The following is a 20937-nucleotide window of genomic DNA, read 5'->3' on the forward strand; positions in this document are numbered from 1 at the left end:
CACCATCGCGTTCGCGACCAACTCGCCCCCCTCCTCGGCGTCAACATCGCCCCCGTAGGGGCTTCGCTTGCGAAGCCCGCCTCCCTCACCCAGCTCTCCATCAATTCCGGCCACGCCAAGCAAACCCTCCTTGCCGACACCTCCGTCACCGCCAGTGCCACCACTGCCCGCGTCCTCGCGACAGGATTGTCAGAAAAAAACCGCCGCCCCGTCGCCTACCTCAACACCCTCCCCCCCCCACCCCCCTCCACCACCGGCGCGGCAGCGCCCAACTTGGATGTTGGACGTTCGACGTTGGATGTTGGACGTTCGGGCCGCAGGCCCGCCGTCCTCTACTTCCCCTTTGAACTCGGCACCCTCATCCTTCAAAAACCCGCCGAAGCCATGTCCGCCTTTCTCCTCGACGGCCCCACTGCCGACCGCGAGGAGTACGCCCTTCAGCAAGGCGAACTCGCCATCAGCCGCTGGCTCGGCGACCGCCTCCGCGAAGCCGGCCTGACGCCTGCCGTCGCTGCCGACAAAAAACTTGCCGACACTGGCAACCTCCGCGTCGAGCAACCCTTCATCGACAAGTCTGGCAACCTCGCCCTCGTCATCACGACCCGTGCCGACAGCCAGCAACGCCCCCTTCCCCCCGGCACCATCACGCTCCCCCTTCCCGGCGGCCCATGGGAAACCGCATGGTGGGCGCCTGCCGAAGACGACAGCCTGACTGCCATCCCCGTTCGCGCCACTACGGATGGCCGCTACAAAGTGACACTCCCGGCCATCCCCAGCGCCGGCGTCCTGTATCTGTTTGGAAATCAAAACCACGCCCCTGTTCTTTCCATCCCCGCCATTGCATCCACCGCACGCGCTGCCGACGGACACACCGCCAAACTCCCCCCCGGCGTTCCCTTCCCTCTGACCATTGAACTCATCAACACGACCCCCGCCCCCCTCCCCCCCGGCAACCTCCGTGCGCAGGCGCTTGCCGACTGGCAAATCTCCCCCGCCGCCACGACGGACACCCCTGAACTCGCCCCCGGACGAAGCCACAAAGTGACCTTCACGATCACACCTCCCGCCGACGTTGCCCTCGTCAAACCCGACTGGCTCTACCCCCTCGTCGCCAACTGGAGCCCTGCCCACAGCAACACCCCAAGCGCCATAATCACCGCCAACGTTGTGATGGACATCCCCGCGAAAGACGCGCTCCTCGTCCTCACTGACAACGCCCATTATCCTGCCACGTATCCATATCTCCAGCACACCGGGGCGACCTACCGCTATTCCACGCCCACGCCCGGCACGCCTGCCGCCGCCGCCATATCCGATCCCGCCCAACGCGACAAAAACGTCTCCCCCGGCACCGCCCTTACCAACGGTTTCAACAACAAAACCGGACAGCGCAACGCGAGCGGTCCTTACAGTGCTTCCTATGCGACAAAAAACATCACCGTTGACTTCGATCTGAAAGCCCCCCGTTCCGTCCGCCGCGTTGTTGTCAACGCCGGCCCCGGCGAAATGCTCCCCATGCGTCTTGCCGTCTCGACGAGCGACAACGGCGAAACCTTCACGCCACAACTCACGCAACTCCCCCCGACAGGCGGAGCCTCCGCCGCCGTCCGCGAATACACAATCACCCTCCCTGCCGCCGTTTCCGCCCGTCACGTCCGTCTCGCCGTCGAATGGCCCCTCGCCGGCGGCACCCTCGGAGAAGTTGAAATCTGGGGCAATTAACCACCACTACTATTCTCTGTTTTTCTAGCCGTAACTCCACACTACCATGAACATCCCCCCCCCCCCCGCCGCATTGCCACGAAGCCCTTTTACTTGCTGGAGACGAAGCGAAGCGGAGTCTCCAGCAAGGGCTTCACGTGAAGCCCGCCGCGCCGCCGCTTTCACCCTGATCGAACTGCTCACTGTCATCGCCATCATCGGCGTGCTCGCCGGAATCATGATTCCGGTGGTCAGCCGCGTCCGGGAATCGGCGCGCAAAGCTCAATGCATTTCCCACCTCCGCCAAATCGGCAACGGCATCCACCTCTTTGCCTCTGACAACAAGAGCTACCTGCCCGTATCCATCAAATTCGCAAACTTAGACTGCCCGTTTGGAATCACCACGAATGGCACCGAGTATGGCTGGTTCAACTACGTCAGGCCTTATATGGGAGCAGCATCGAGCTTGAAGGCATTCATGGGCAAACGCATGTTGCCCTGTCCTTCCTCACTCAAAGAGCAGGAGACAACCTACACTTATTACGACCAGGTGACAGGCTACGCCTTCAATCCTCAAGTTGGATACTGGGCCAGCGACACCAGACGCAAGCGTCTCCTCGAATCCATTTCCGCGCCCAGCGTGACTCCGATCATCTACGAGGCGTTGCTCGGAGGTGCGAAGCGCCCGGACAACGGCCAATCCATCACCAACCGCACCGACAGCGGTTATCTGATGTTCCGCCACGGCAATACGGCTAACCTCCTGATGGTAAGCGGGCGTGTCATGCCTTATCCTTACAGCAAAATAAATACCAATAGCCGTCCAAACACAACGGATGCCCTCGGCTACCGCTGGAATCCCTGAAGTCACAGGCTTCGGGCAGGACGCGGGCTCCGGGTGCTCTTCTCGCCATTCGGCGTCCCAACGTCCGCCGTCCGGCGTCCTCTCTCCCCGCCCCCTCCGCGCCCCCCCCCCCCCGGCCAGCCGCATCACTGCGCCTCGATGGGGAGCGTGCCGTTGCAGTCGGGGTAGCCACGGCAACTCCAGAATTCTTTCCCGGCGTTGGGGCCTTTGCGGGCGGTGCGACGACGCATGGGCTGGCCGCATTTGGGGCAGGCCGGAGAGTCGGTTTTTTCCAGCGCCGTGTCGCGGGCTTCAACACGCCGTTGGGTCAGACGCTCGCGAAAGCCCCCGCCCGCCAGAAAAGCATCGCCCTGTTGTCGCATTTGGGCGGCGAGCATGGCTGTTGCACGGCGGATCAGTACAATGAGAGCGTTGGCGGCGACACAGGGATCTTTGCTCTCCAACCACGGCATAAATGGAGCCTTGCCGGCATGATACCATTCCCAGAATTGGTGAGAGGCGTCATTGGAATGTTGATACGGAGGAAAATTCAGGGATTTGAGGGCTTGGTATTCCCTGGATTGTTCGCTCCACGGAAAGACGCCGCGCTCGGCGAGAAAAATTTCGAGATCGCCCAAAAGTTCGCCAAGGCTGGCCCTGGCGACATCGGTGAGTTTCATCTCGGTTTCCTTGGAGGTGGCGGAGCGTTCGGAACCCTCGATGATGTTTTGCCGGCCTGAACGCGCGGCGCCGACCATCTGGCCGGCGGTTTTGCCGAGGGGGTCTTTCCTGAAGGAGATGAAACGGTCGCAAAAAGAAATCGTGCCGAGGTGGATGAGCGTGGCGAAATGGAAACTGCTGAGTTTGCGAAAGCCTCCGGATTTGTCGAAGAGGGGAGAAGGCATGACGTTGGAGAATTAGGGCACCAAACGTTGGACGCCATACTTCGGCTGACGAGAAAAAATCAGCATCCAGAGTCCAGCGTCCGGCGTCCCCCCACCATCCGACTTTCTCCTCGCTCCGAGCCATCCGGTAGGCGTTACTTTTGGGTTTTCTCATGCTCGTCCCACCGAAAGAACTCGAAGGCGTCCTCCTCATCGACAAACCCACTGACCACACCTCGCACGATGTCATTGCGCGCCTGCGCGGCATCCTGCGCATGAAACGCATCGGTCACGCCGGCACCCTCGACCCCATGGCCACTGGCCTGCTTATCGTTCTCGTCGGCAAAGCCACCAGCCTTTCCCAATACCTCATGAGCGCCGACAAGGAATACTCCGGCACCATCACCCTCGGCAAAACCACCAACACCCAGGACGCCGAAGGCGAAATGCTCGAAACCCGCCCCGTCCCCCCCCTCTCCGAGGCGCAAGTCGCCGCCGCCATGCGCGCCATGCTCGGCGACCAGTACCAAATGCCACCGATGTTTTCCGCCATCAAGATCGACGGCGTGCCCCTCTACAAATCGGCCCGCAAAGGCCAGGACATCGAACGCGAACCGCGCTTCATCCGCGTCAGCCAGTTTGAACTCACCCGCTGGCAGTCGCCCCAAATCGACTTCCGCAGCAAAGTCAGCAAAGGCACCTACGTGCGCACCCTCGCTCACGACCTCGGCGACAAACTCGGTTGCGGCGGCCACCTCTCGGCCCTCCGCCGCACCGCCTGCGGTCCGCTCACCATCGACCGCGCCGTCACCATCGAGGCGCTGCAAAAAATGTCGCATCCCGAAATCGAAAAAATCCTCGTCCCCATCCACCAAGTCGCCCCGCGTGTAGCGGTCGGCTGAATACAAAGCTGCAACCAATCCTGCTGAATCCACCCTCCTCATTTCAGCCTTTTAGTTTTTAGCTTTTTAGCTTTTCCAAAAATGCACACCTTCACCTCCATCGCCGAAGCCGCCGCTGCGCTGGCCGCGCCCGCAGCCCAGTCCGTGCGTCCCCTGCACCTGGCGATCGGAATGTTCGACGGCGTGCACCTCGGCCACCAAGCCGTCATCGAAGCCGCCGTGCACTCCGCCCGTCGCAGCGGCGGCACGGCGGCTGTGCTCACCTTCTGGCCACACCCCAGCCGCCTCTTCCGCCCCGACGCACCCGTGCGCATGATAATGACACCCGCGCTCAAGGCCCGGCTCCTCGCCCAGCTCGGTGTCGATGTCATCATCAGCCAGACCTTCGACGCCGCCTACGCGCAAACCCCCGCCTCTGAATTTCTCCCCCTCCTCAAACGCCACCTCCCCGCCCTGCGCACCATTTACGTCGGTGAGAACTGGCGCTTCGGACGCGGCCGCGAAGGCGACATCTCCTACCTCATCAACGAAGCCCGGCCCCTCGGCCTCTCCGTCTTCAGCGCCGAGCGCATCAATCACAACGGCGAACCCATCAGCAGCACCCGCATCCGCGCCCACCTTGAAACCGGCGGTATTGAAGAAGCCAATACCCTGCTCGGCTACAGTTACTTTGCCGAAGGCGTCATCATGCCCGGCAAACAACTCGGCCGCACCATCGGTTTCCCCACGCTCAACGTGGACTGGCAACCCGACCTCCTCCCGCGCCTCGGCGTGTATGCCGTTCGCGTCACCGCCGGAACCTCGCCCGGCCTCACCTCCGCGCCCCCCCCGTCCCCCCCCCCCCCCCCCGCCGCCGCTGCTCCTGCCGCCCCCTCATTCCCCGCCGTGGCCAACTACGGCCTGCGACCCACCGTGGAAAACGCCACCCGCCCCCGCCTCGAAATCCACCTCCTTGGCGACCGCTGCCCCTTCGACGCAGGCGACTTCGTGACTGTCGAGTGGCTGACCTTTCTTCGTCCCGAGCAACGTTTCCCCAATCTCCCCGCCCTCCGCGCCCAAATCGCCGCCGACCGCCAATCCGCCCTCGACTGGTTCTCCGCGCAGTGAGGAAAAGGAAAACTGGCGAACCTCTTCAGCCTTTCAGCCTTTCAGCCTTTTAGCTTTTTAGCTTTTTTCGTCTCCCCCTGCACCTCCCGCAGCACCCCGATAAAATTGCGCGCCACCGGGGAAGCGTCCCCCCGCCACACCGCCCACAAGTGAAACTCCATCTCCGCCCCTGCCCCGCGGACTGACTTGCTCACGATCCCCTCCGCATGATGCGTGCTGATGATGCGCGGCATCATCGAAATCCCCTGCTGCCCCGCCACCATCGCCAGCAACGACTCAAGACTGTCCACCAATTGCATCGCCCCCGGCCTGCACCCCTGCGCCGCGAACAACGCCCGCATCGCCTCCGCGTGGTCCGGTCCCGCCCGCTTCGGGTCCGCCACGGCCAGCAGCCGCTCTCCCTCCAACTGCGCAAACGACACCGACGCCGCCGACGCCAGCGGATGCCCCCTCGCCATCACAAACCGTAACGGCGAACTCAACACCCGCATCATCTCCAAATCCCCCGCCGGCTTCGCCTCCCCCATCGTGCCCGCAAAGCCCACCTGAATCTCGCCCGTCTCCAACGCCCTGATCTGGTCCAGCGAACGCATCTCGCGCAACATCACATCCACATCGGGAAACCGCTCCCGGAACGCCACCAGACTTGCCGGCATGAAACTCGTGGACATCGGCCCCACATTGCCAATCGTCAGCCGTCCGCGCCGCCCCAACTTCGCCTCCCGCGCGAACTCCACCGCCTGCGCCACCCGCGCCAGCACCGGCCCCACCTCCGCCAGAAACACCGCACCCGCCTCCGTCAACCGCACCCCCGTCGTATCGCGGTCCAGCAACTCCACGCCCACCTCGTGCTCCAGATCCTTGATCTGCTTGCTCAACGCCGGCTGCGCCACGCGCAAGCCCTCCGCCGCCCGGCGAAAACTCAACTCACGCGCCACCGCTGTAAAATAACGCAAATGTCTCAATTCCATTTCCCAACCACTGATAACGAAAAACGATCACCCGGCAAACAACAAAGTCATTCCCCCGTCCCGCCCCCGATGTTATCGTCCCCCACTACCGTCATGACAGCCGCACCCGATCCACTCCAGCACGCCCTCCGTCAATGCGCCCGCCAGAGCGCCGGTAAGGACGAACCCCGTTGCCGCGCCCTGCTCTCCTTCATGGCAACCTCCAACCGCCTCCAGACCCTCCTCCGGCAAACCCTCTCGCAACAAAAACTCACCGAGACCGGCTTCAAACTCCTCTCCGTCCTCTCCGCGCACGACCCCCGCCCCCTCGCCCCCACGCAACTCGCCGCCGACGCCGCCATGTGGCCGCCCACCGTCACCGACGTCCTCACCCGCCTCGAACTCTCCGGCCTCATCGCCCGCGAACGCAGCCACGAAGACCGTCGTCAGGTCCTCGCGCAACTCACCCCCGCCGGTCGCAAAAAATACACCGCTGCCATCACCCGCATACTCTCCACCATGATTGACCTCGCCGCTCCTTTGGAAGGAGCCGACATCTCTGCCCTCCGCACCACCTGCGACACCCTTGATTCCCGTATCGCCGCACTCACTACACCCGACTCCCCCCGTCCCCTCGCCGCCTCCGCCAATTAACCACTCCCCCCCCCCTGCACAATCCCGCATTCCCAATTCTTAATTCTTCATTCTTAATTTTCTGTATGCAACGCCTCCTCACTGCCGCCCTCCCGCTCATCGCCGCCACCGCAGCGCTCCTCTTCCAGACCGCTTGTTCCGACAACAAAAACGCCGCCCATGCCGGTGGCCCCGGTGCCGGAGCCGCGCCCGCTGCGACAGACGTCGGAGTGGTGACACTCACCGCCGAACCCATCACCCTCACCCGCTCCCTCCCCGGACGCACCTCCGCCTACCGCATTGCCGAAGTCCGCGCCCGCGTGAACGGCATCGTCCAAAAACGCTTCTTCACCGAAGGCACCAACGTCAAAGAAGGCGACCAACTCTATCAAATCGACCCCGAACCCTACGAAGCCGCGCTTGCCTCTGCCGAAGCCACCCTCGCCCGCGCCCAAGCCACGCACGCCGCCGCCCAACTCGACGTCCAACGCTACGCCGACCTCGTGAAACTCAACGCCGTCAGCCGCCAGAATTACGACGACGCCCTCTCAGCCGAAAAAATCGCCGCCGCCGACATCGCTGCCGCCCAAGCCGCCATCAAGACCGCCAAGATCAACCTCGCTTACACCAAAGTGTACGCCCCCATCTCCGGCCACATCGGCAAATCCGAAATCACCGAAGGCGCCTACGTTCAAGCCGCCACCGCCACCCTCCTCAGCACCATTCAGCAAATCGACAAACTCTACGTCGATGTCGTGCAACCCGCCAACAATTACCTCAAACTCCGTGCCGACCTCGAAAGCGGACGCCTCAAGGCGGCAGCCGACGGCAAAAGCGCCCCAGTGAAACTCATCCTCACCGGCGGCGCCGAATATCCCGAATCCGGCACCCTTGAATTCACCGACATCACCGTCGATCCCGGCACCTCCTCGATCACCGTGCGAGCCCTCTTTCCCAACCCCCGCGGCGACCTCTATCCCGGCCTCTTCGTCCATGCCCGCCTCGTCGAAGGCGTGAAACCCTCCGCCCTCCTCGTCCCCCAGACCGGCGTCTCGCGCAACACCAAGGGCCAGGCCACCGCCCTCATCGTTGGCAAAGACAACAAAGTCGAACTCCGCATCCTCACCGCCGAACGCACCATTGGCGACAAATGGCTCGTCACCTCCGGCGTGAGCGACGGCGACCAAGTCATCGTTGAAAACCTTCAACGCATCCGCCCCGGCGTAGTGGTTAATCCGATACCGCCAAGCTGGCAAAAACCCGCCGGAACCGTCGAACCCATCAAAACTGAAAGCCCGAAAAACTGAGAGCCCCGACCAGCAGACAACGCAACACCCACCTGATCACACCCGGCTGCAACATCAGCCCACAGCCCTTCAGCCCTCAGTAACTTTCCCACCATGGCCAAATTCTTTATCGACCGTCCCGTATTCGCCTGGGTCATTGCCATCATCATGATGATGGGCGGCCTCCTCGCGATACGCACCCTCCCCATCTCACAATACCCCATGGTGGCCCCCCCCACCATTGGCATTCAAGCCCGCTACCCCGGTGCCTCCGCGCAAACCGTGCAAGACACCTGCACCCAGATCATCGAGCAAAAGATGAACGGCATCGACAACCTCCGCTACATGGAGTCCACGTCCAACGCCGACGGTTCGATGCAACTCACCCTCACCTTCAACCAAGGCACCAACCCCGACATCGCCCAAATGCAGGTGCAGAACAAACTGCAACTCGCCATGCCCGTCCTCCCCAAGGAAGTGCAACAAGAAGGCGTCACTGTCCAAAAAACCTCCGGCAACTTTTTGATCATCGTCGGCTTTGTCTCCGAAGACGGCAGCATGAAAGCGCAAGACATCTCCGACTTCATTGCCGCCAGCGTGCAGGAACCCATCAGCCGCGTCCCCGGCGTCGGTGACACCCAATTCTTCGGTTCCCAGTACGCCATGCGCATCTGGATCAACCCCGACGCGCTCAACAACTACGGCCTCGCCATCAGTGACATCACCACCGCCGTCACTGCGCAAAATGCCCAGATCTCTGGTGGTGAACTCGGCGGACTCCCCGCCGTCCCCGGCCAACGCCTTGCCGCCACCATCGTCACCCAAACCCGCCTCAACACCACCGACGAATTTGCCGACATCCTCTTGAAGGTGAATGCCGACGGCTCCCAAGTGCGCCTCGGCGACGTGGCCCGCCTCGAACTCGGCGGTGAAAGCTACACCGTCACCCCCCGCCTCAACGGCAAACCCGCCTCCGGCCTCGGCGTCAAACTCGCCTCCGGTGCCAACGCCCTTGAAACCGCCCGCCTCGTCCACCTCAAAATCGACGAACTCTCACGCTTCTTCCCCGAAGGCCTCAAAGTCGTTTACCCCTGGGACACCTCGCCCTTCGTCCGCCTCTCCATCGAGGAAGTCGTCAAAACCCTCATCGAAGCCGTCGTCCTCGTGTTCATCGTGATGTTCCTGTTCCTGCAAAACATCCGCGCCACCCTCATCCCCACCCTTGCCGTTCCCGTCGTGCTCCTCGGCACCTTTGCCGTCATGGCCGCCTGCGGATTCACCATCAACACCCTCACCATGTTCGGCATGGTATTGGCAATCGGACTACTCGTGGACGACGCCATCATCGTCGTCGAAAACGTCGAACGCGTCATGAGCGAGGAAGGCCTCTCGCCCAAGGAAGCCACGCGAAAATCCATGGGCCAGATCACCGGAGCCCTCATCGGCATCGCCCTGGTTCTCTCCGCCGTGTTTGTCCCCATGGCATTTTTCAGCGGATCGACCGGCGTCATTTACCGCCAATTCTCCATCACCATAGCCTCGGCGATGTTGTTGTCTGTCGTCGTTGCCATCGTCTTCACTCCCGCCCTCTGCGCCACGATGTTGAAACCCATCGACCCCGCGCACCACGCCGCCAAACGCGGCTTCTTTGGCTGGTTCAACCGCTGCTTCGAAAAACTCACCGCCGGCTACTCCACCACCACTGCCGCCTGCATCCGTCGCTGGGGCCGCACCATGATCATATTCCTCGTCCTCACTGGCGGCATGGCATGGTTTTTCCACCGCATCCCCACCGCCTTCCTCCCCGAGGAAGACCAAGGCATGGCGCTCCTCGTTGTCACCCTCCCCCCCGGCTCCACTCAGGAAGAAACCCTCAGCGTCCTCGAACGCATCGAAGACATTGTTCTCAACACCGAGAAAGAGGCCGTTCAGGAAATGTTTACCGCCGCCGGATTCAGCTTTGGCGGACGCGGCCAGAACACCGCCCTCGGCTTCATCAAGTTCCGGGACTGGAGCGAACGCAAAGACAAGAGCCTCAAAGTTCACGCCGTCGCTGGCCGCATCATGGGCAAACTCCAAGTGATCAAAGGCGCCATGGCCTTTGCCGTCACTCCCCCCGCCATCATGGAACTCGGCAACGCCAGCGGCTTCGACATCCGCCTCCAGGACCTCGCCGGCCTCGGCCACGAAACCCTCCTCGCCGCCCGCGGCCAGGTTGTTTACTCCGCCAACGTCGAACACAAAGACAGCCTCGTCGCCGTCCGACCCAGCGGCCTCGACGATACCCCTCAGTTCAAAATCGACATCGACACCGAACTCGCCTCCGCCCACGGCCTCAACGTTGCCGACATCAACCAAGCCTTTGCCGCCGCCTGGGGTGGCACCTACGTCAACGACTTCATCGACCGCGGACGCGTCAAAAAAGTTTACCTCCAAGGCGACGCCCCCTACCGCATGTCACCCGAAGACATTGACCGCTGGTACGTGCGCAACAACACCGGCCAGATGGTCCCCTTCAGCGCCTTCTGCACCATGAAGTGGATCTACGGCTCCCCCGCCCTCGAACGCTTCAACGGCTTCCCCTCCATGAAAATCGAAGGCCAGCCCGCCCCCGGCACCAGCTCCGGCACCGCGATGGCCACCATGGAAGCCATTGCCGACAAACTCCCACGAGGCATTGACCGCTCCTGGGCCGGCCTCTCCTACGAAGAACGCCTCTCCGGCTCCCAAGCCCCCGCGCTCTACGCCATCTCCCTCCTCGTCGTCTTCCTCTGCCTCGCCGCTCTCTACGAAAGCTGGACGGTTCCCTTTGCCGTCATGCTCATCGTCCCCATGGGCGTTCTTGGCGCTGTATTGGCCGTTATGATACGCGGCCTGCCCAACGACGTTTACTTCCAAGTCGGCCTCCTCACCACCGTCGGCCTCTCTGCAAAGAACGCCATCCTCATCGTCGAATTTGCCAAGGAAGGTTACGACAAAGGCATGGGCCTGGTTGAAGCCACCGTGCACGCCGCCCGACTCCGACTCCGCCCCATCCTGATGACCTCGCTCGCCTTCGGCTTCGGCGTCCTCCCCCTCGCCATCGCCAACGGCGCCGGTTCCGGCTCTCAAAACGCCATTGGCACCAGCGTCCTTGGCGGCGTTGTCGGCGGCACCCTCCTCGCCATCATACTCGTCCCCGTCTTCTTCGTATTCATCACCCGCCTCTTCCGCAGCGGACCAGCCAAGAAAGACTAAACCACCAGCACCACGGAGAAAACAACACACCTCACGCATTCATGACCCCCTCCGTGGTGAATCCAAAAAACAACTACAGGGAGGTTCTGAAAATTGAAAAATTACACAGAGGACACAGAGCAGGCACAGAGATTGGGGAGGACAAAACGACTCCGCACCTTTTCCCGTTAATAAAGTTTTTCTATTTAAAATAAATGACTTACAGAAATATCACCTTGCAGAAAAAACATCCGATAATCGGACAGACCTCCCCAAGCTCTGTGCCCGCTCTGTGTCCTTTGTGTAATTCTTAGAAGCTCCCTACATTTTAAAACAAACCGCAGCCACAGCCACCATGCGCCCTCTTCAATTTCAAATCTCAAACTCGGCGAAACTAACTGCCGCAGCCGCCACCACTGCACTGCTCCTCGCTGGTTGCTCGCTCGCGCCCAAATACGAACGCCCCGCCAGCCCCGTCCCCGACGCCTGGCCCACCGCCACTCCCGCCTCTCCCGCCACTCCCGCGACAACGACCACAACCGCCACTGACGCCCCCTCGCTCCCCGAGTGGAGCACCTTCTTTGGCGACCCGCGCCTGCAAGCCCTCATCCAACTCGGCCTCGACAACAACCGCGACCTCCGCACCGCCCTCCTCCGCGTCGAACAAACCCGCGCCCAATACCAAATCCAGAACAGCGCCCTCTGGCCCAACCTCAACGGCAGCGCCGGCATGACACGCGCCCGCACCGCCGGAGATTTTTCTCCCGCCACCGCCCCCCACGGCAACACCGGCAACCAATTCACTGTTGGCGGCGCCCTCGCCACCTGGGAAATCGACCTCTTCGGACGTATCCGGAATCTCAAGACAAGCGCCCTTGAAACCTATTTCGCCACCGAACAAGCCCGCCGCGCCGCCCAACTCAGCTACATCTCCACCCTCGCCAGCCAATACCTCACCGAACGCTCCACTGCCGAACAACTCGCCCTCGGACGCCAAACCCTCCAACTCGTCCAAGACAGCCACGACCTCATAAAACACCGCTTTGACAAAGGCGTTGCCACCGAACTCGACCTCCGCACTGCCGAGTCCCAAGTTGCCGCCACCCGCGCCACCATTGCCGAATACACCCGCCTCCACGCCCAAGCCCTCAACGCCCTCGCCTACCTCGTTGCCGCGCCCATTCCCGACACCCTCCCCCCCCCCCCCCCCCTCGCCGCGCAAAAACTCCTGACCGATCTCCCCGCCGGACTCCCCTCCGACCTCCTCCAACGCCGCCCCGACATCCTCCAAGCCGAGCACCTCCTCCGCGCCTCCAATGCCGACATCGGAGCCGCCCGCGCCGCCTTCTTCCCCAGCATCACCCTGACCGCCTTTGGCGGCACCAGCAGCGCCCAACTCAGCGACCTCTTCAGCGCCCACTCAGCCGCGTGGAACTTCTCCCCGCAAATCACCCTCCCCATCTTCACTGCAGGCCGCAACCGCGCCACCCTTGAAATCGCGCAACTCCAAAAACAAATCGAAATCGCGACCTACGAAAAAACCATCCAGACCGCCTTCCGCGAAGTTGCCGACGGCCTTGCAGCCCGCGCCTCCTACGACGAACAACTCGCCGCCCAACAAGCCCAAGTTGCCGCCACCCAAGCCCGCTACAACCTCTCCGACGCCCGCTACAAAGGCGGCGTAGCCGATTACCTCGCCGTCCTCACTGCGCAACAAGACCTCTTCAACGCGCAACAAAACCTCATCCGTTCCCAAACCCTCCACTACATCAGCCTCGTTGACCTCTACCGCGCCCTCGGCGGCGGCTGGAACGAAGAAAAAAATTAGGAAGTAGAAATTAGGAATTAGAAAAACGAACCCATGCGCACGAACACCTCACGACTTCCACAGTTCTTCGACGTTTTCGGTAGCGGGACTGGATTCCGATATGGAGTGCGGCGATTCATCGCCGCTTTGGACGACGTGATTCATCACGTCGCCTCGCCTAACCCTCTTGCCACCCTCTCCGTCTGCCAAAGGACGCACCGGGAGAGCGGGAGGGCGGGAGGGCGGGCCGTTAAAACGACCCGTCGAAAGCGGCGATGAATCGCCGCACTCCATGTCGAACCACCGAAAACATCAAAAAAACACTTCCACACTCCTAAACGCCGCTGAAGCCGCCCCATTCCTAATTCCTAATTTCTAATTCCTAACTTCCACTTCCCCCCCTCCCCCCCCTTCTGACACTTCCTAATTCCTAACTTCTACTTCCTAATTTTCTATGAACACCGACCCTTGGCGCATCCTTCGTGAATGCCAATCCCGCTCTGCTCACGAACAACAACTCCTCTCCGGACGCGACTGGCTCCTCGTGTCTGCTATAGTTGAATACCTCACGGCCCTCTTTCCCCTCTACCTCTGGACCGTTGACTACTTTGTTTCTGCCCGCGTCGGCACCGATCCCATCTCTGACAAAATGCGTCTGGCCTGCTGTGCCATGCTCGGAGTCGGCACCACATTTCTAGTCCTGTCATGGTGGGCCAAATACGCCCCCTTCCGCGCCTCTGTAATCGCGCTCCTCTTTTATGCCGGCCTGCAAGCCTGGATCATGCTCACCCTCCCCCACCACTTGATGGACGGCATTGCTTCCAAAATCATCATATTCCTCGGCCTCCTCATGGCCGTCCGCACCGGCTACCGCCGCCGCCACCACGCGTAAGGAGTAGCGAGCAGCGAGCAGGAAACTCACCGCTCCCCCTTCCGCTCTCCCGCCACTCCCCCTCCCCCGCACACACATCCTCTACTCACTACTCGCTACATCCCATGACCCACCACGCTCTCCCTGCCGACCCCACGCCTGACGCTGGCCCCTACCACCGTTGCGACATGCTAGTTGTCCTCGCCTCACTGATTGGCACCCTTGCCTCCATTGCCGGCTTTGCGCTCCTGCGCCAGCACACCACCATCCCCGCCCTCGCCTGGGCACCGGCCAGCATCGTCGGAGCGCTCAGCCTCTGGGGCTGGTGGTGCGTCATTCAAGGCCTGCGCGACACCACCAAAGACAAACTCCCCCGCTCTCATTCCCTACTGGTTGGCCACCTCGGTTTCGACCTCGTTTGCACCAGTCGCGGCGTTGCGGCCACAGCCTTCATCTGCCCCGACACCCTTGCTCCCGGCGCCACCAGCAAACTCCTCATCTTTTTTGAAAACTACGCCTCGCGCCAACGCCTTGTGCACACGCGCATCTCGCACCACCCCGACCTTGGACTCCCTGACCGCCAGTATCCCAAATTCCACCTCGCTGCCGGGCAGGCTGCTGTTTACGTGTTCCCCTTCCGTGCCTCCACTGGCATCAAACCCGGCTACCACCAACTTCCCGTCTGCATTCATGTAACCCGCCCCAACGGACGCGGCCTCCGCCTTCCCGATTCCCGCCGCCACCTTTACGACATCCGCAGCGTCCGCTTCGCCGCCCCCCTCCTCATCGAAGGAACTCCGTTGCCCCCCGATACCACGCCCCTCCCCGCTCCCGAGTTCATCACCCTCGCCCGCGTCACCGACAAAGAACCCCGCTTCGATGCCCTCGAAACGCTGCTCCCATCGTCCACCCGATAGGATCACCTCCTCCTGCCAGTAAAGGGAACCGCAAGGTGCGCCCTGCGTTGTCGCGCTCGACTTTCGTCCCGCAAGTCTCAAGACAATCCGCCCTTTGTTTCCACCCACGCACCTCCCATGCCAGTCATCGACAAACCACTGTCCGAACTGAAAACTTACCGCGGCATCAACCCGCGTCCCAGCGACTTTGACGCCTACTGGCGCACCGCGCTCAAGGAACTCGACGCCACCGATCCCGATCCCAAATTCGTCCCCACCAAAGCCATCTCACCCCGCGGTGCCGAAGCCTACGACCTCTGGTTCACCGGCGTCGGCGGCGCCCGCATCCACGCCAAATACCTCCGCCCCCTTCGCACCCCCAAAAAACAAAACGCACCCGCACCCGCCATCCTCCAATTCCACGGCTACTCCGGCAACGCCGGCGACTGGGCCGACAAACTCTCCTGGGTCAGCCAAGACTTCCACCTCGCCTCCCTCGACTGCCGCGGCCAAGGCGGTTCCTCCGAAGACAAAGGCGGCGTGCAAGGCAACACCCTGCGCGGCCACATCATTCGCGGCCTTGACGACCCCGACCCGCAAAAACTCCTCTTCCGCTCCATCTTCCTCGACACCGCGCAAATGGCCCGAGTCATCCTCGCCCTCCCCGACGTTGACGCCAAACGCGTCGGTGCCACCGGCGGTTCCCAAGGCGGCGCCCTCACCCTTGCCTGCGCCGCCCTCGAACCCCGCGTCCGCCGCGCCGCCTCGGTGTTTCCCTTTCTCTGCGACTACCGCCGCGTTTGGGAAATGGACCTCGCCAAAGACGCCTACCAGGAACTCCGCGACTACTTCCGCCTCTTCGACCCCCGCCACGAACGCGAAGATGAAATCTTTACCAAGCTCGGTTACATCGACTGCCAAAACCTCGCTCCGCGCATCAAAGCCGAGACCCTCATGTTCACCGGCCTCATGGACACCATCTGCCCCCCCTCCACGCAATTCGCCGCTTACAACAAAATCAAAGCGAAGAAGCGCATGGTGATCTACCCCGACTTCGGCCACGAAGGACTCCCCGGCCACTTCGACACAATCTTCAACTTCCTCGGCGAACTCTAATACCCCTTCCCACGCGGATACGCGCAGGCGCGGAGAAAATCATTTGTCTCCAATCCTCCGCGCCCCCGCGCCTCCGCGTGAGCAAGACGTTTCCTAACGAAACGGAATTAGAAGAGTCCAAGGAGCTTGAGGGCGGCGAGGCCGCTGAGACCAAGGGCAAGAAATTCAAAGAGGGTCTGGTTGATGCGGGGTAGTATCCAGCGTCCGATCAGCGCGCCGCCAAGGACGGCGGGGGCGAGCAGGAAATTGAAGGTGATGCTTTGCGGGGTGATAAGGCCGAGGTGCGTCATGAAGGGGACTTTGAAGCAGTTGAGCAGGAGAAAAAACACGGCGCTGGTCCCGACAAATTGCATTTTGGGCAGGCGCATGGCGATGAGGTAAATCGCCATGAGAGGTCCGGCGGCGTTGGACACGAGTGTCGTGAAGCCGGCGAGCACGCCAACCGTGGGGGCAAACCAAGGGCCGTGCTGGGCGGTGCTGGCGGCGGACGTTTGCGCGTGGCGGCGGGTTTGCCAGCGTCGCAAGAAGTGCAGGGCAAGGAGGACTAGGACAATGAGGCCAACCATGAGGCGGGCCTGCCGGTCATTGATAAGGTCCATCGCAAGCCAGCCGATGATGACGCCCGCGCCGGTCCAGGGGAAGAGTCGCCAGAGGTACGACCATTGGGCGTGGCGGCGATAGGCGGCCACGGCCACGAGGTCGCCAAAGATGAGAAGCGGGAGCACAAAGCCGCTGGCTTGCTTGGCGGGCATAATCATGGCGAAGACCGACACGAATAACATACCGAGGCCGGCAATGCCGGTCTTGGAGACGCCAACCAAAAAGGCGGCGACCACGGCGAGAAGCCATTGCCAAGGTTCGAGGGACATGTGGGGGAAAGCTAAAATGCTAAAAAGCTAAAAACTAAATGCTAAATCCGCACCTGCCCTCCCCCCCCCCGACCCCGCAAGCTCCGCCGCCGGGTGCCGATGCCTGTTGCACAGCGCGCACCGCGTCCTATTTTACACCGCATGGTCATCGAACACGCACCGTTGGAAGACGAACTGGGCGACGTGCTGGACAAGGCCATCCGTCTCGCCGGGCTGACGGAGGCCGCTCTCTCCGCGCGCACCGGCATCGACCGCGAACGCATCGCCGACGCCATCGCCTACCGCTACGACCTTACCCCCGCCGAATGGCGCGCCGTCGCCGAAGCTCTCTCGCTCAACGAAGTCGGCGTGCAGGCCCTCGCCGCCGGTCGTTATCCGCTGCCCCGCATCGCCGGCCTCCCCTTCTGCCTCTACCCGCTGCGCATGCAGCACGGCATCGGCGTCAGCAACGCCTACATCGCCGCCGATTGCGGTCAGGAACGCGGCATCCTTTTCGACACCGGCGGCTCCCCCGCCGCCCTGCGTCGCGTGTGGCCCGCCGCCATCACCCACCTCGACGCCATCTTCATCACCAACGCCGAGAGCGAACATCTCGCCGGCCTCGCCGACCTCCGCCGCCAGTTCAATTCCCCCCCCGTTTTCGCCCCCGCCGGCTCCCCCATCGAAGGCGCCACCGGCCTCGCCGAAGGAGCGCGCCTCACCTTTGGCCCCATCGAAGTCGAAACCCTCGCCACCCCCGGCCACACCGAGGAGCAAAACTGTTACCTCGTCCGCTCCGTGCGCGCCTGCAAATCCCCGCCCCTCGTCATCTCCGGCGACCTCCTCTTTGCCGGCTCCATCGGCGCCGCGTTTTACTGCGCCCGCCGCCTCAAGACCCACCTCGCCCGCCTCATGGCGCTCCCCCCCGAAAGCATCGTCGCCCCGGGTCACGGTCCCTTTACCACCATCGGCAACGAACGCGCCTGCAACCCGTTTGTCGTCTGAGCCCGCCAACGCCAGGCGATTCGCCCCCCTCCCCCCCCCTCCTTCCAACGCTCGCTCTGAAACTTTTTTCTCAAAATTTCCATCCCGCCCGCACGGATGCGGACCTTGGGCGTTGACACTTTTGACTCAGGACCGACTTTTGCCTCTTTTCCACGCTCAACGCTTAGAAACTTTTCCCCATGGCCAATGTAGTCATCGACAAACTCGTAAAAATCTATCCCGGCAGCGGTGGACCCGACGTCAAAGTTGTCCACGGTATCGACCTCGAAATCAAGGACCGCGAATTCATGGTCCTTGTCGGCCCCTCCGGCTGCGGCAAATCCACCACCCTGCGCATGATCGCCGGCCTTGAGGAAATCTCCGGCGGCACCATCTCCATCGATGGCCGCGTCGTGAACCACGTCCTCCCCAAAGACCGCGACATCGCCATGGTTTTCCAGAACTACGCGCTCTACCCCCACATGACCGTTTACGACAACATGGCCTTCGGCCTGAAGCTGCGCAAAATGCCCAAGGACGAAATCGACAAGCGCGTCCGCGAAGCCTCCGCCATGCTTGGCCTCGACCCCTACCTCAACCGCAAGCCCAAGGCCCTCTCCGGCGGCCAGCGCCAGCGCGTTGCCGTCGGTCGCGCCATCGTCCGCAAACCCAAGGTGTTCCTCTTCGACGAACCCCTCTCCAACCTCGACGCCAAAATGCGCGTCTCCACCCGCACCGAGATCTCCAAACTCCACGCCCGCCTCGGAGCGACGATGATCTACGTCACGCACGACCAAGTTGAAGCCATGACCATGGGCGACCGCATTTGTGTCATGAAAGACGGATACATCATGCAGGTCGCCGAGCCCCTCGCCCTCTACAATAGACCCGACAACCTCTTCGTCGCCGGCTTCATCGGCAGCCCGCAGATGAACTTTTTCAAGGGCACCCTTCGCAAAGAAGGCAACACCCTGCAATTCGTGGAGAAAAACGACACCGGCAAGCCCGTCGTCCTCACCCTCTCGCAAAAACTCGTGGAGAAAGCCGCCGCCTACGCAGGCAAAGACGTTATCCTCGGCATCCGTCCGGAACACGTCGAGGACACCACCACCGTGGCCAAGCCTGATCCAAGCCACACCCTTGAAGCCAAGATCGAAGTTTCCGAGCCCATGGGATCGGAAACCTACCTTTATCTCACGACCGGAGCGACCAACTTCATTGCCCGCGTGCATCCGACCGACCAGTATGATGCCGGCCAGCAGGTCAAAGTGACCGTGAAGATGGAGGAAGCGCACCTCTTCGACGCCGCGACCGAAAAAGTCATCCGCTGACCCGTCGCCTCCCGCGCAAGTGGAGCGGGCCTCCCCGCATCCGCATCGCACACACACAACGCCGCACCCATCAAGTGCGGTGTTTTTGTTTTCCGGGCGATCCCTGCCCTGATTTTGCCGTCGCTGACGAAATCGGTACAAAAAGTTGGCCGGTCGCCTACCCCTAAGCGACCGGCCATTTGCTTTCTTAGTTACCCCAAAACTCCCGCTATGCGGGAGAAATTGAAAACCTTATGTTGAAGACGTTGGCGGTTCTCCCGCTTTCGGTCAATAGGAAATTTTGAAAAAATCCAAAAAAATCTCAGCTCGCCCTGACTGAGTGCGATGCAAGGTGAAGTCAGCGGTAGAAGGAGCAGAAGACGCAGGAGGCGACTGGTGAAATCGGTACAAAAAGTTGGCCGGTCGCCTACCCCTAAGCGACCGGCCATTTGCTTTCTTAGTTACCCCAAAACTCCCGCTATGCGGGAGAAGTGAAAAAGTGATGTTGCTAGAGATAGAGAGACTGATCCTTCGGTCAACAAAAACTTGAAAGAATTTTCGGGCCAGCTTCATTCATATTAAAAATGAACGACTTAGGAAAAATATTTCTCCCCGCCAAATCTGCCATCACACAAAAAACCACTGCTGTTTTGCGCCTCACCGGCGAAGATGCTTCGAGTTTCCTCCAAGGCCAGATCAGCCAGGAAACTCGCACAACACTGCCTCAGCCAGCCATCTACGGACTGTTCCTCAATCACAAAGGCAAGGTGATTGCCGACGCCTACGCACTGAAAGTCAGTGATGCGGAATGGTGGCTCTGGAGCGAAGCCTCGCCTGCGAACGTGCTGGCGCACCACCTTGAGTCTTTCATCGTCGCCGATGATGTAACGATCGAAGACCGCTCCGGGGACTGGACTCTAACCACACTCGCAGGGCCGTCGGAGGCCGCCGCGTCCCTTTCGGCTCTGATCGGCCAGCCGTTGCCGGAAGCAGGCGCCTACGCCAGGGTCGGTGAAGGTTTTATGTTTCGCGGACGGCGCGGCCTCGGCGACTCGTGGAAATGGCTGGCACCGGCAGCCGCGCAGCCAACCCTCGACGGCTGGACGCCGCCCGACCCAATGCTCATGGAACGCGCCCGCATCGAGGCCGGCATCCCGCGTGTGCCGGTGGACATCGGCCCCGGCGACCTGCCCCACGAAGGAGGGCCGGAGTTCGTCGCGGCTTCGATTTCCTACACCAAAGGCTGCTATCTTGGGCAGGAAATCATGGCGCGCCTCAAGTCGGGACAAGTGCGCCGCCGGCTGGTGCGAGTGCGTGGCGAAGGCGTAGTCCCGGAAGCACTACCTGCCACGCTCTACCGCGACGGACGGGCCGCCGGGGAACTCCGCTCCGCCGTCGCAGCCGGGAGTGATCGTTCGGGAGGTTTCGCCGGCCTGGCGCTGGTCACGCTGGCGGGACTCGCGGGCGGGTCCACCGCGCAGGTCACCTTTTCCATCACACGCGAAGGGCGGGAAGCCGTTGTCCTGATCGATGACGTAAACCGGCAGTAATTGGAGCGGCGGCATCCTGCCGCCGGACGACG

Annotated in this window: 17 protein-coding genes; 14 read left to right on the top strand and 3 right to left on the bottom strand. The window is 61.9% G+C overall.

Features of this window, described 5'->3' with window-relative positions:
* A partial coding sequence (locus OBACDRAFT_RS07270) for an NEW3 domain-containing protein (RefSeq protein WP_043584252.1) occupies positions 1-1722 on the top strand: 1722 nt, incomplete at its 5' end.
* Positions 1723-1768: 46 nt separating this feature from the next.
* A complete protein-coding gene (locus OBACDRAFT_RS25090; protein ID WP_052361411.1) occupies positions 1769-2566 on the top strand; it encodes a type II secretion system protein in 798 nt (265 codons plus the stop codon).
* Positions 2567-2691: 125 nt separating this feature from the next.
* Here OBACDRAFT_RS25090 and OBACDRAFT_RS07280 read toward each other — a convergent pair whose 3' ends face one another.
* Entirely contained in the window at positions 2692-3450 is a 759-nt protein-coding gene (locus OBACDRAFT_RS07280; RefSeq protein WP_043584232.1) for a four helix bundle suffix domain-containing protein, read from the bottom strand.
* A 152-nt stretch (positions 3451-3602) separates the two neighbouring features.
* Here OBACDRAFT_RS07280 and truB point away from each other — a divergent pair, with 152 nt between their 5' ends.
* Complete coding sequence (gene truB, locus OBACDRAFT_RS07285) at positions 3603-4331, top strand: tRNA pseudouridine(55) synthase TruB (RefSeq protein ID WP_043584233.1); 729 nt, start codon at positions 3603-3605, stop codon at positions 4329-4331.
* An 81-nt stretch (positions 4332-4412) separates the two neighbouring features.
* The gene (gene ribF / locus OBACDRAFT_RS07290) at positions 4413-5438 is read left to right on the top strand and encodes a bifunctional riboflavin kinase/FMN adenylyltransferase (protein ID WP_043584234.1); all 1026 of its coding nucleotides are present in this window, start codon (positions 4413-4415) and stop codon (positions 5436-5438) included.
* Between the two features lie 41 nt (positions 5439-5479).
* Here the strand turns inward: ribF and OBACDRAFT_RS07295 are convergent, their stop codons facing one another.
* Positions 5480-6409: a LysR family transcriptional regulator gene (locus tag OBACDRAFT_RS07295; RefSeq protein WP_043584235.1), complete on the bottom strand. Its 930-nt coding sequence runs from the start codon at positions 6407-6409 to the stop codon at positions 5480-5482.
* A 93-nt stretch (positions 6410-6502) separates the two neighbouring features.
* Here OBACDRAFT_RS07295 and OBACDRAFT_RS07300 point away from each other — a divergent pair, with 93 nt between their 5' ends.
* The 7 genes from OBACDRAFT_RS07300 (at position 6503) to OBACDRAFT_RS07330 (ending at position 16213) form a co-directional block, all read left to right on the top strand.
* Entirely contained in the window at positions 6503-7042 is a 540-nt protein-coding gene (locus OBACDRAFT_RS07300; protein WP_043584256.1) for a MarR family winged helix-turn-helix transcriptional regulator, read from the top strand.
* A 65-nt stretch (positions 7043-7107) separates the two neighbouring features.
* Positions 7108-8328 carry an efflux RND transporter periplasmic adaptor subunit gene (locus OBACDRAFT_RS07305; protein ID WP_081721877.1) on the top strand — a complete coding sequence of 407 codons (1221 nt, stop codon included), beginning with the start codon at positions 7108-7110 and terminating at the stop codon, positions 8326-8328.
* 93 nt (positions 8329-8421) lie between these two features.
* On the top strand, positions 8422-11544 hold the full coding sequence (locus tag OBACDRAFT_RS07310) for an efflux RND transporter permease subunit (protein WP_043584236.1): 3123 nt from the start codon (positions 8422-8424) through the stop codon (positions 11542-11544).
* A 334-nt stretch (positions 11545-11878) separates the two neighbouring features.
* Positions 11879-13351, top strand: a complete 1473-nt coding sequence (locus tag OBACDRAFT_RS07315; protein WP_081721878.1) for an efflux transporter outer membrane subunit — start codon at positions 11879-11881, stop codon at positions 13349-13351.
* A 433-nt stretch (positions 13352-13784) separates the two neighbouring features.
* Positions 13785-14222, top strand: coding sequence for a hypothetical protein (locus OBACDRAFT_RS07320; protein WP_043584238.1), 438 nt, complete (start codon positions 13785-13787; stop codon positions 14220-14222).
* A 104-nt stretch (positions 14223-14326) separates the two neighbouring features.
* Complete coding sequence (locus OBACDRAFT_RS07325; RefSeq protein ID WP_043584239.1) at positions 14327-15118, top strand: hypothetical protein; 792 nt, start codon at positions 14327-14329, stop codon at positions 15116-15118.
* A gap of 117 nt (positions 15119-15235) precedes the next feature.
* On the top strand, positions 15236-16213 hold the full coding sequence (locus OBACDRAFT_RS07330; protein ID WP_043584240.1) for an acetylxylan esterase: 978 nt from the start codon (positions 15236-15238) through the stop codon (positions 16211-16213).
* A 107-nt stretch (positions 16214-16320) separates the two neighbouring features.
* Here the strand turns inward: OBACDRAFT_RS07330 and OBACDRAFT_RS07335 are convergent, their stop codons facing one another.
* Positions 16321-17082, bottom strand: coding sequence for a sulfite exporter TauE/SafE family protein (locus tag OBACDRAFT_RS07335; protein WP_043584241.1), 762 nt, complete (start codon positions 17080-17082; stop codon positions 16321-16323).
* Positions 17083-17223: 141 nt separating this feature from the next.
* On the opposite strand from OBACDRAFT_RS07335, the gene OBACDRAFT_RS07340 reads away from it, so the two are divergent.
* From OBACDRAFT_RS07340 to ygfZ, 3 genes are all read left to right on the top strand, one after another.
* Positions 17224-18066 (top strand): MBL fold metallo-hydrolase, encoded by an 843-nt coding sequence (locus OBACDRAFT_RS07340; protein ID WP_043584242.1) that lies wholly within the window; start codon positions 17224-17226, stop codon positions 18064-18066.
* A 179-nt stretch (positions 18067-18245) separates the two neighbouring features.
* On the top strand, positions 18246-19376 hold the full coding sequence (locus OBACDRAFT_RS07345) for an ABC transporter ATP-binding protein (RefSeq protein WP_043584244.1): 1131 nt from the start codon (positions 18246-18248) through the stop codon (positions 19374-19376).
* A 563-nt stretch (positions 19377-19939) separates the two neighbouring features.
* Positions 19940-20905 (top strand): CAF17-like 4Fe-4S cluster assembly/insertion protein YgfZ, encoded by a 966-nt coding sequence (gene ygfZ / locus OBACDRAFT_RS07350; RefSeq protein ID WP_052361414.1) that lies wholly within the window; start codon positions 19940-19942, stop codon positions 20903-20905.
* The last annotated feature ends 32 nt before the right edge of the window (positions 20906-20937 follow it).

Source organism: Geminisphaera colitermitum TAV2 (assembly GCF_000171235.2).
Lineage (GTDB): Bacteria > Verrucomicrobiota > Verrucomicrobiia > Opitutales > Opitutaceae > Geminisphaera > Geminisphaera colitermitum.

What these genes read in the sequence shown, in the direction of transcription:
- OBACDRAFT_RS07330 (WP_043584240.1), top strand. Translation starts at nt 15,236, where the DNA reads ATGCCAGTCATCGACAAACCACTGTCCGAACTGAAAACTTACCGCGGC.
- truB (WP_043584233.1), top strand. Translation starts at nt 3,603, where the DNA reads ATGCTCGTCCCACCGAAAGAACTCGAAGGCGTCCTCCTCATCGACAAA.
- OBACDRAFT_RS07340 (WP_043584242.1), top strand. Translation starts at nt 17,224, where the DNA reads ATGGTCATCGAACACGCACCGTTGGAAGACGAACTGGGCGACGTGCTG.
- ygfZ (WP_052361414.1), top strand. Translation starts at nt 19,940, where the DNA reads ATGAACGACTTAGGAAAAATATTTCTCCCCGCCAAATCTGCCATCACA.
- OBACDRAFT_RS07310 (WP_043584236.1), top strand. Translation starts at nt 8,422, where the DNA reads ATGGCCAAATTCTTTATCGACCGTCCCGTATTCGCCTGGGTCATTGCC.
- OBACDRAFT_RS07335 (WP_043584241.1), bottom strand. Translation starts at nt 17,082, where the DNA reads ATGTCCCTCGAACCTTGGCAATGGCTTCTCGCCGTGGTCGCCGCCTTT.
- OBACDRAFT_RS07325 (WP_043584239.1), top strand. Translation starts at nt 14,327, where the DNA reads ATGACCCACCACGCTCTCCCTGCCGACCCCACGCCTGACGCTGGCCCC.
- ribF (WP_043584234.1), top strand. Translation starts at nt 4,413, where the DNA reads ATGCACACCTTCACCTCCATCGCCGAAGCCGCCGCTGCGCTGGCCGCG.
- OBACDRAFT_RS25090 (WP_052361411.1), top strand. Translation starts at nt 1,769, where the DNA reads ATGAACATCCCCCCCCCCCCCGCCGCATTGCCACGAAGCCCTTTTACT.
- OBACDRAFT_RS07345 (WP_043584244.1), top strand. Translation starts at nt 18,246, where the DNA reads ATGGCCAATGTAGTCATCGACAAACTCGTAAAAATCTATCCCGGCAGC.
- OBACDRAFT_RS07320 (WP_043584238.1), top strand. Translation starts at nt 13,785, where the DNA reads ATGAACACCGACCCTTGGCGCATCCTTCGTGAATGCCAATCCCGCTCT.
- OBACDRAFT_RS07315 (WP_081721878.1), top strand. Translation starts at nt 11,879, where the DNA reads ATGCGCCCTCTTCAATTTCAAATCTCAAACTCGGCGAAACTAACTGCC.
- OBACDRAFT_RS07295 (WP_043584235.1), bottom strand. Translation starts at nt 6,409, where the DNA reads ATGGAATTGAGACATTTGCGTTATTTTACAGCGGTGGCGCGTGAGTTG.
- OBACDRAFT_RS07300 (WP_043584256.1), top strand. Translation starts at nt 6,503, where the DNA reads ATGACAGCCGCACCCGATCCACTCCAGCACGCCCTCCGTCAATGCGCC.
- OBACDRAFT_RS07305 (WP_081721877.1), top strand. Translation starts at nt 7,108, where the DNA reads ATGCAACGCCTCCTCACTGCCGCCCTCCCGCTCATCGCCGCCACCGCA.
- OBACDRAFT_RS07280 (WP_043584232.1), bottom strand. Translation starts at nt 3,450, where the DNA reads ATGCCTTCTCCCCTCTTCGACAAATCCGGAGGCTTTCGCAAACTCAGC.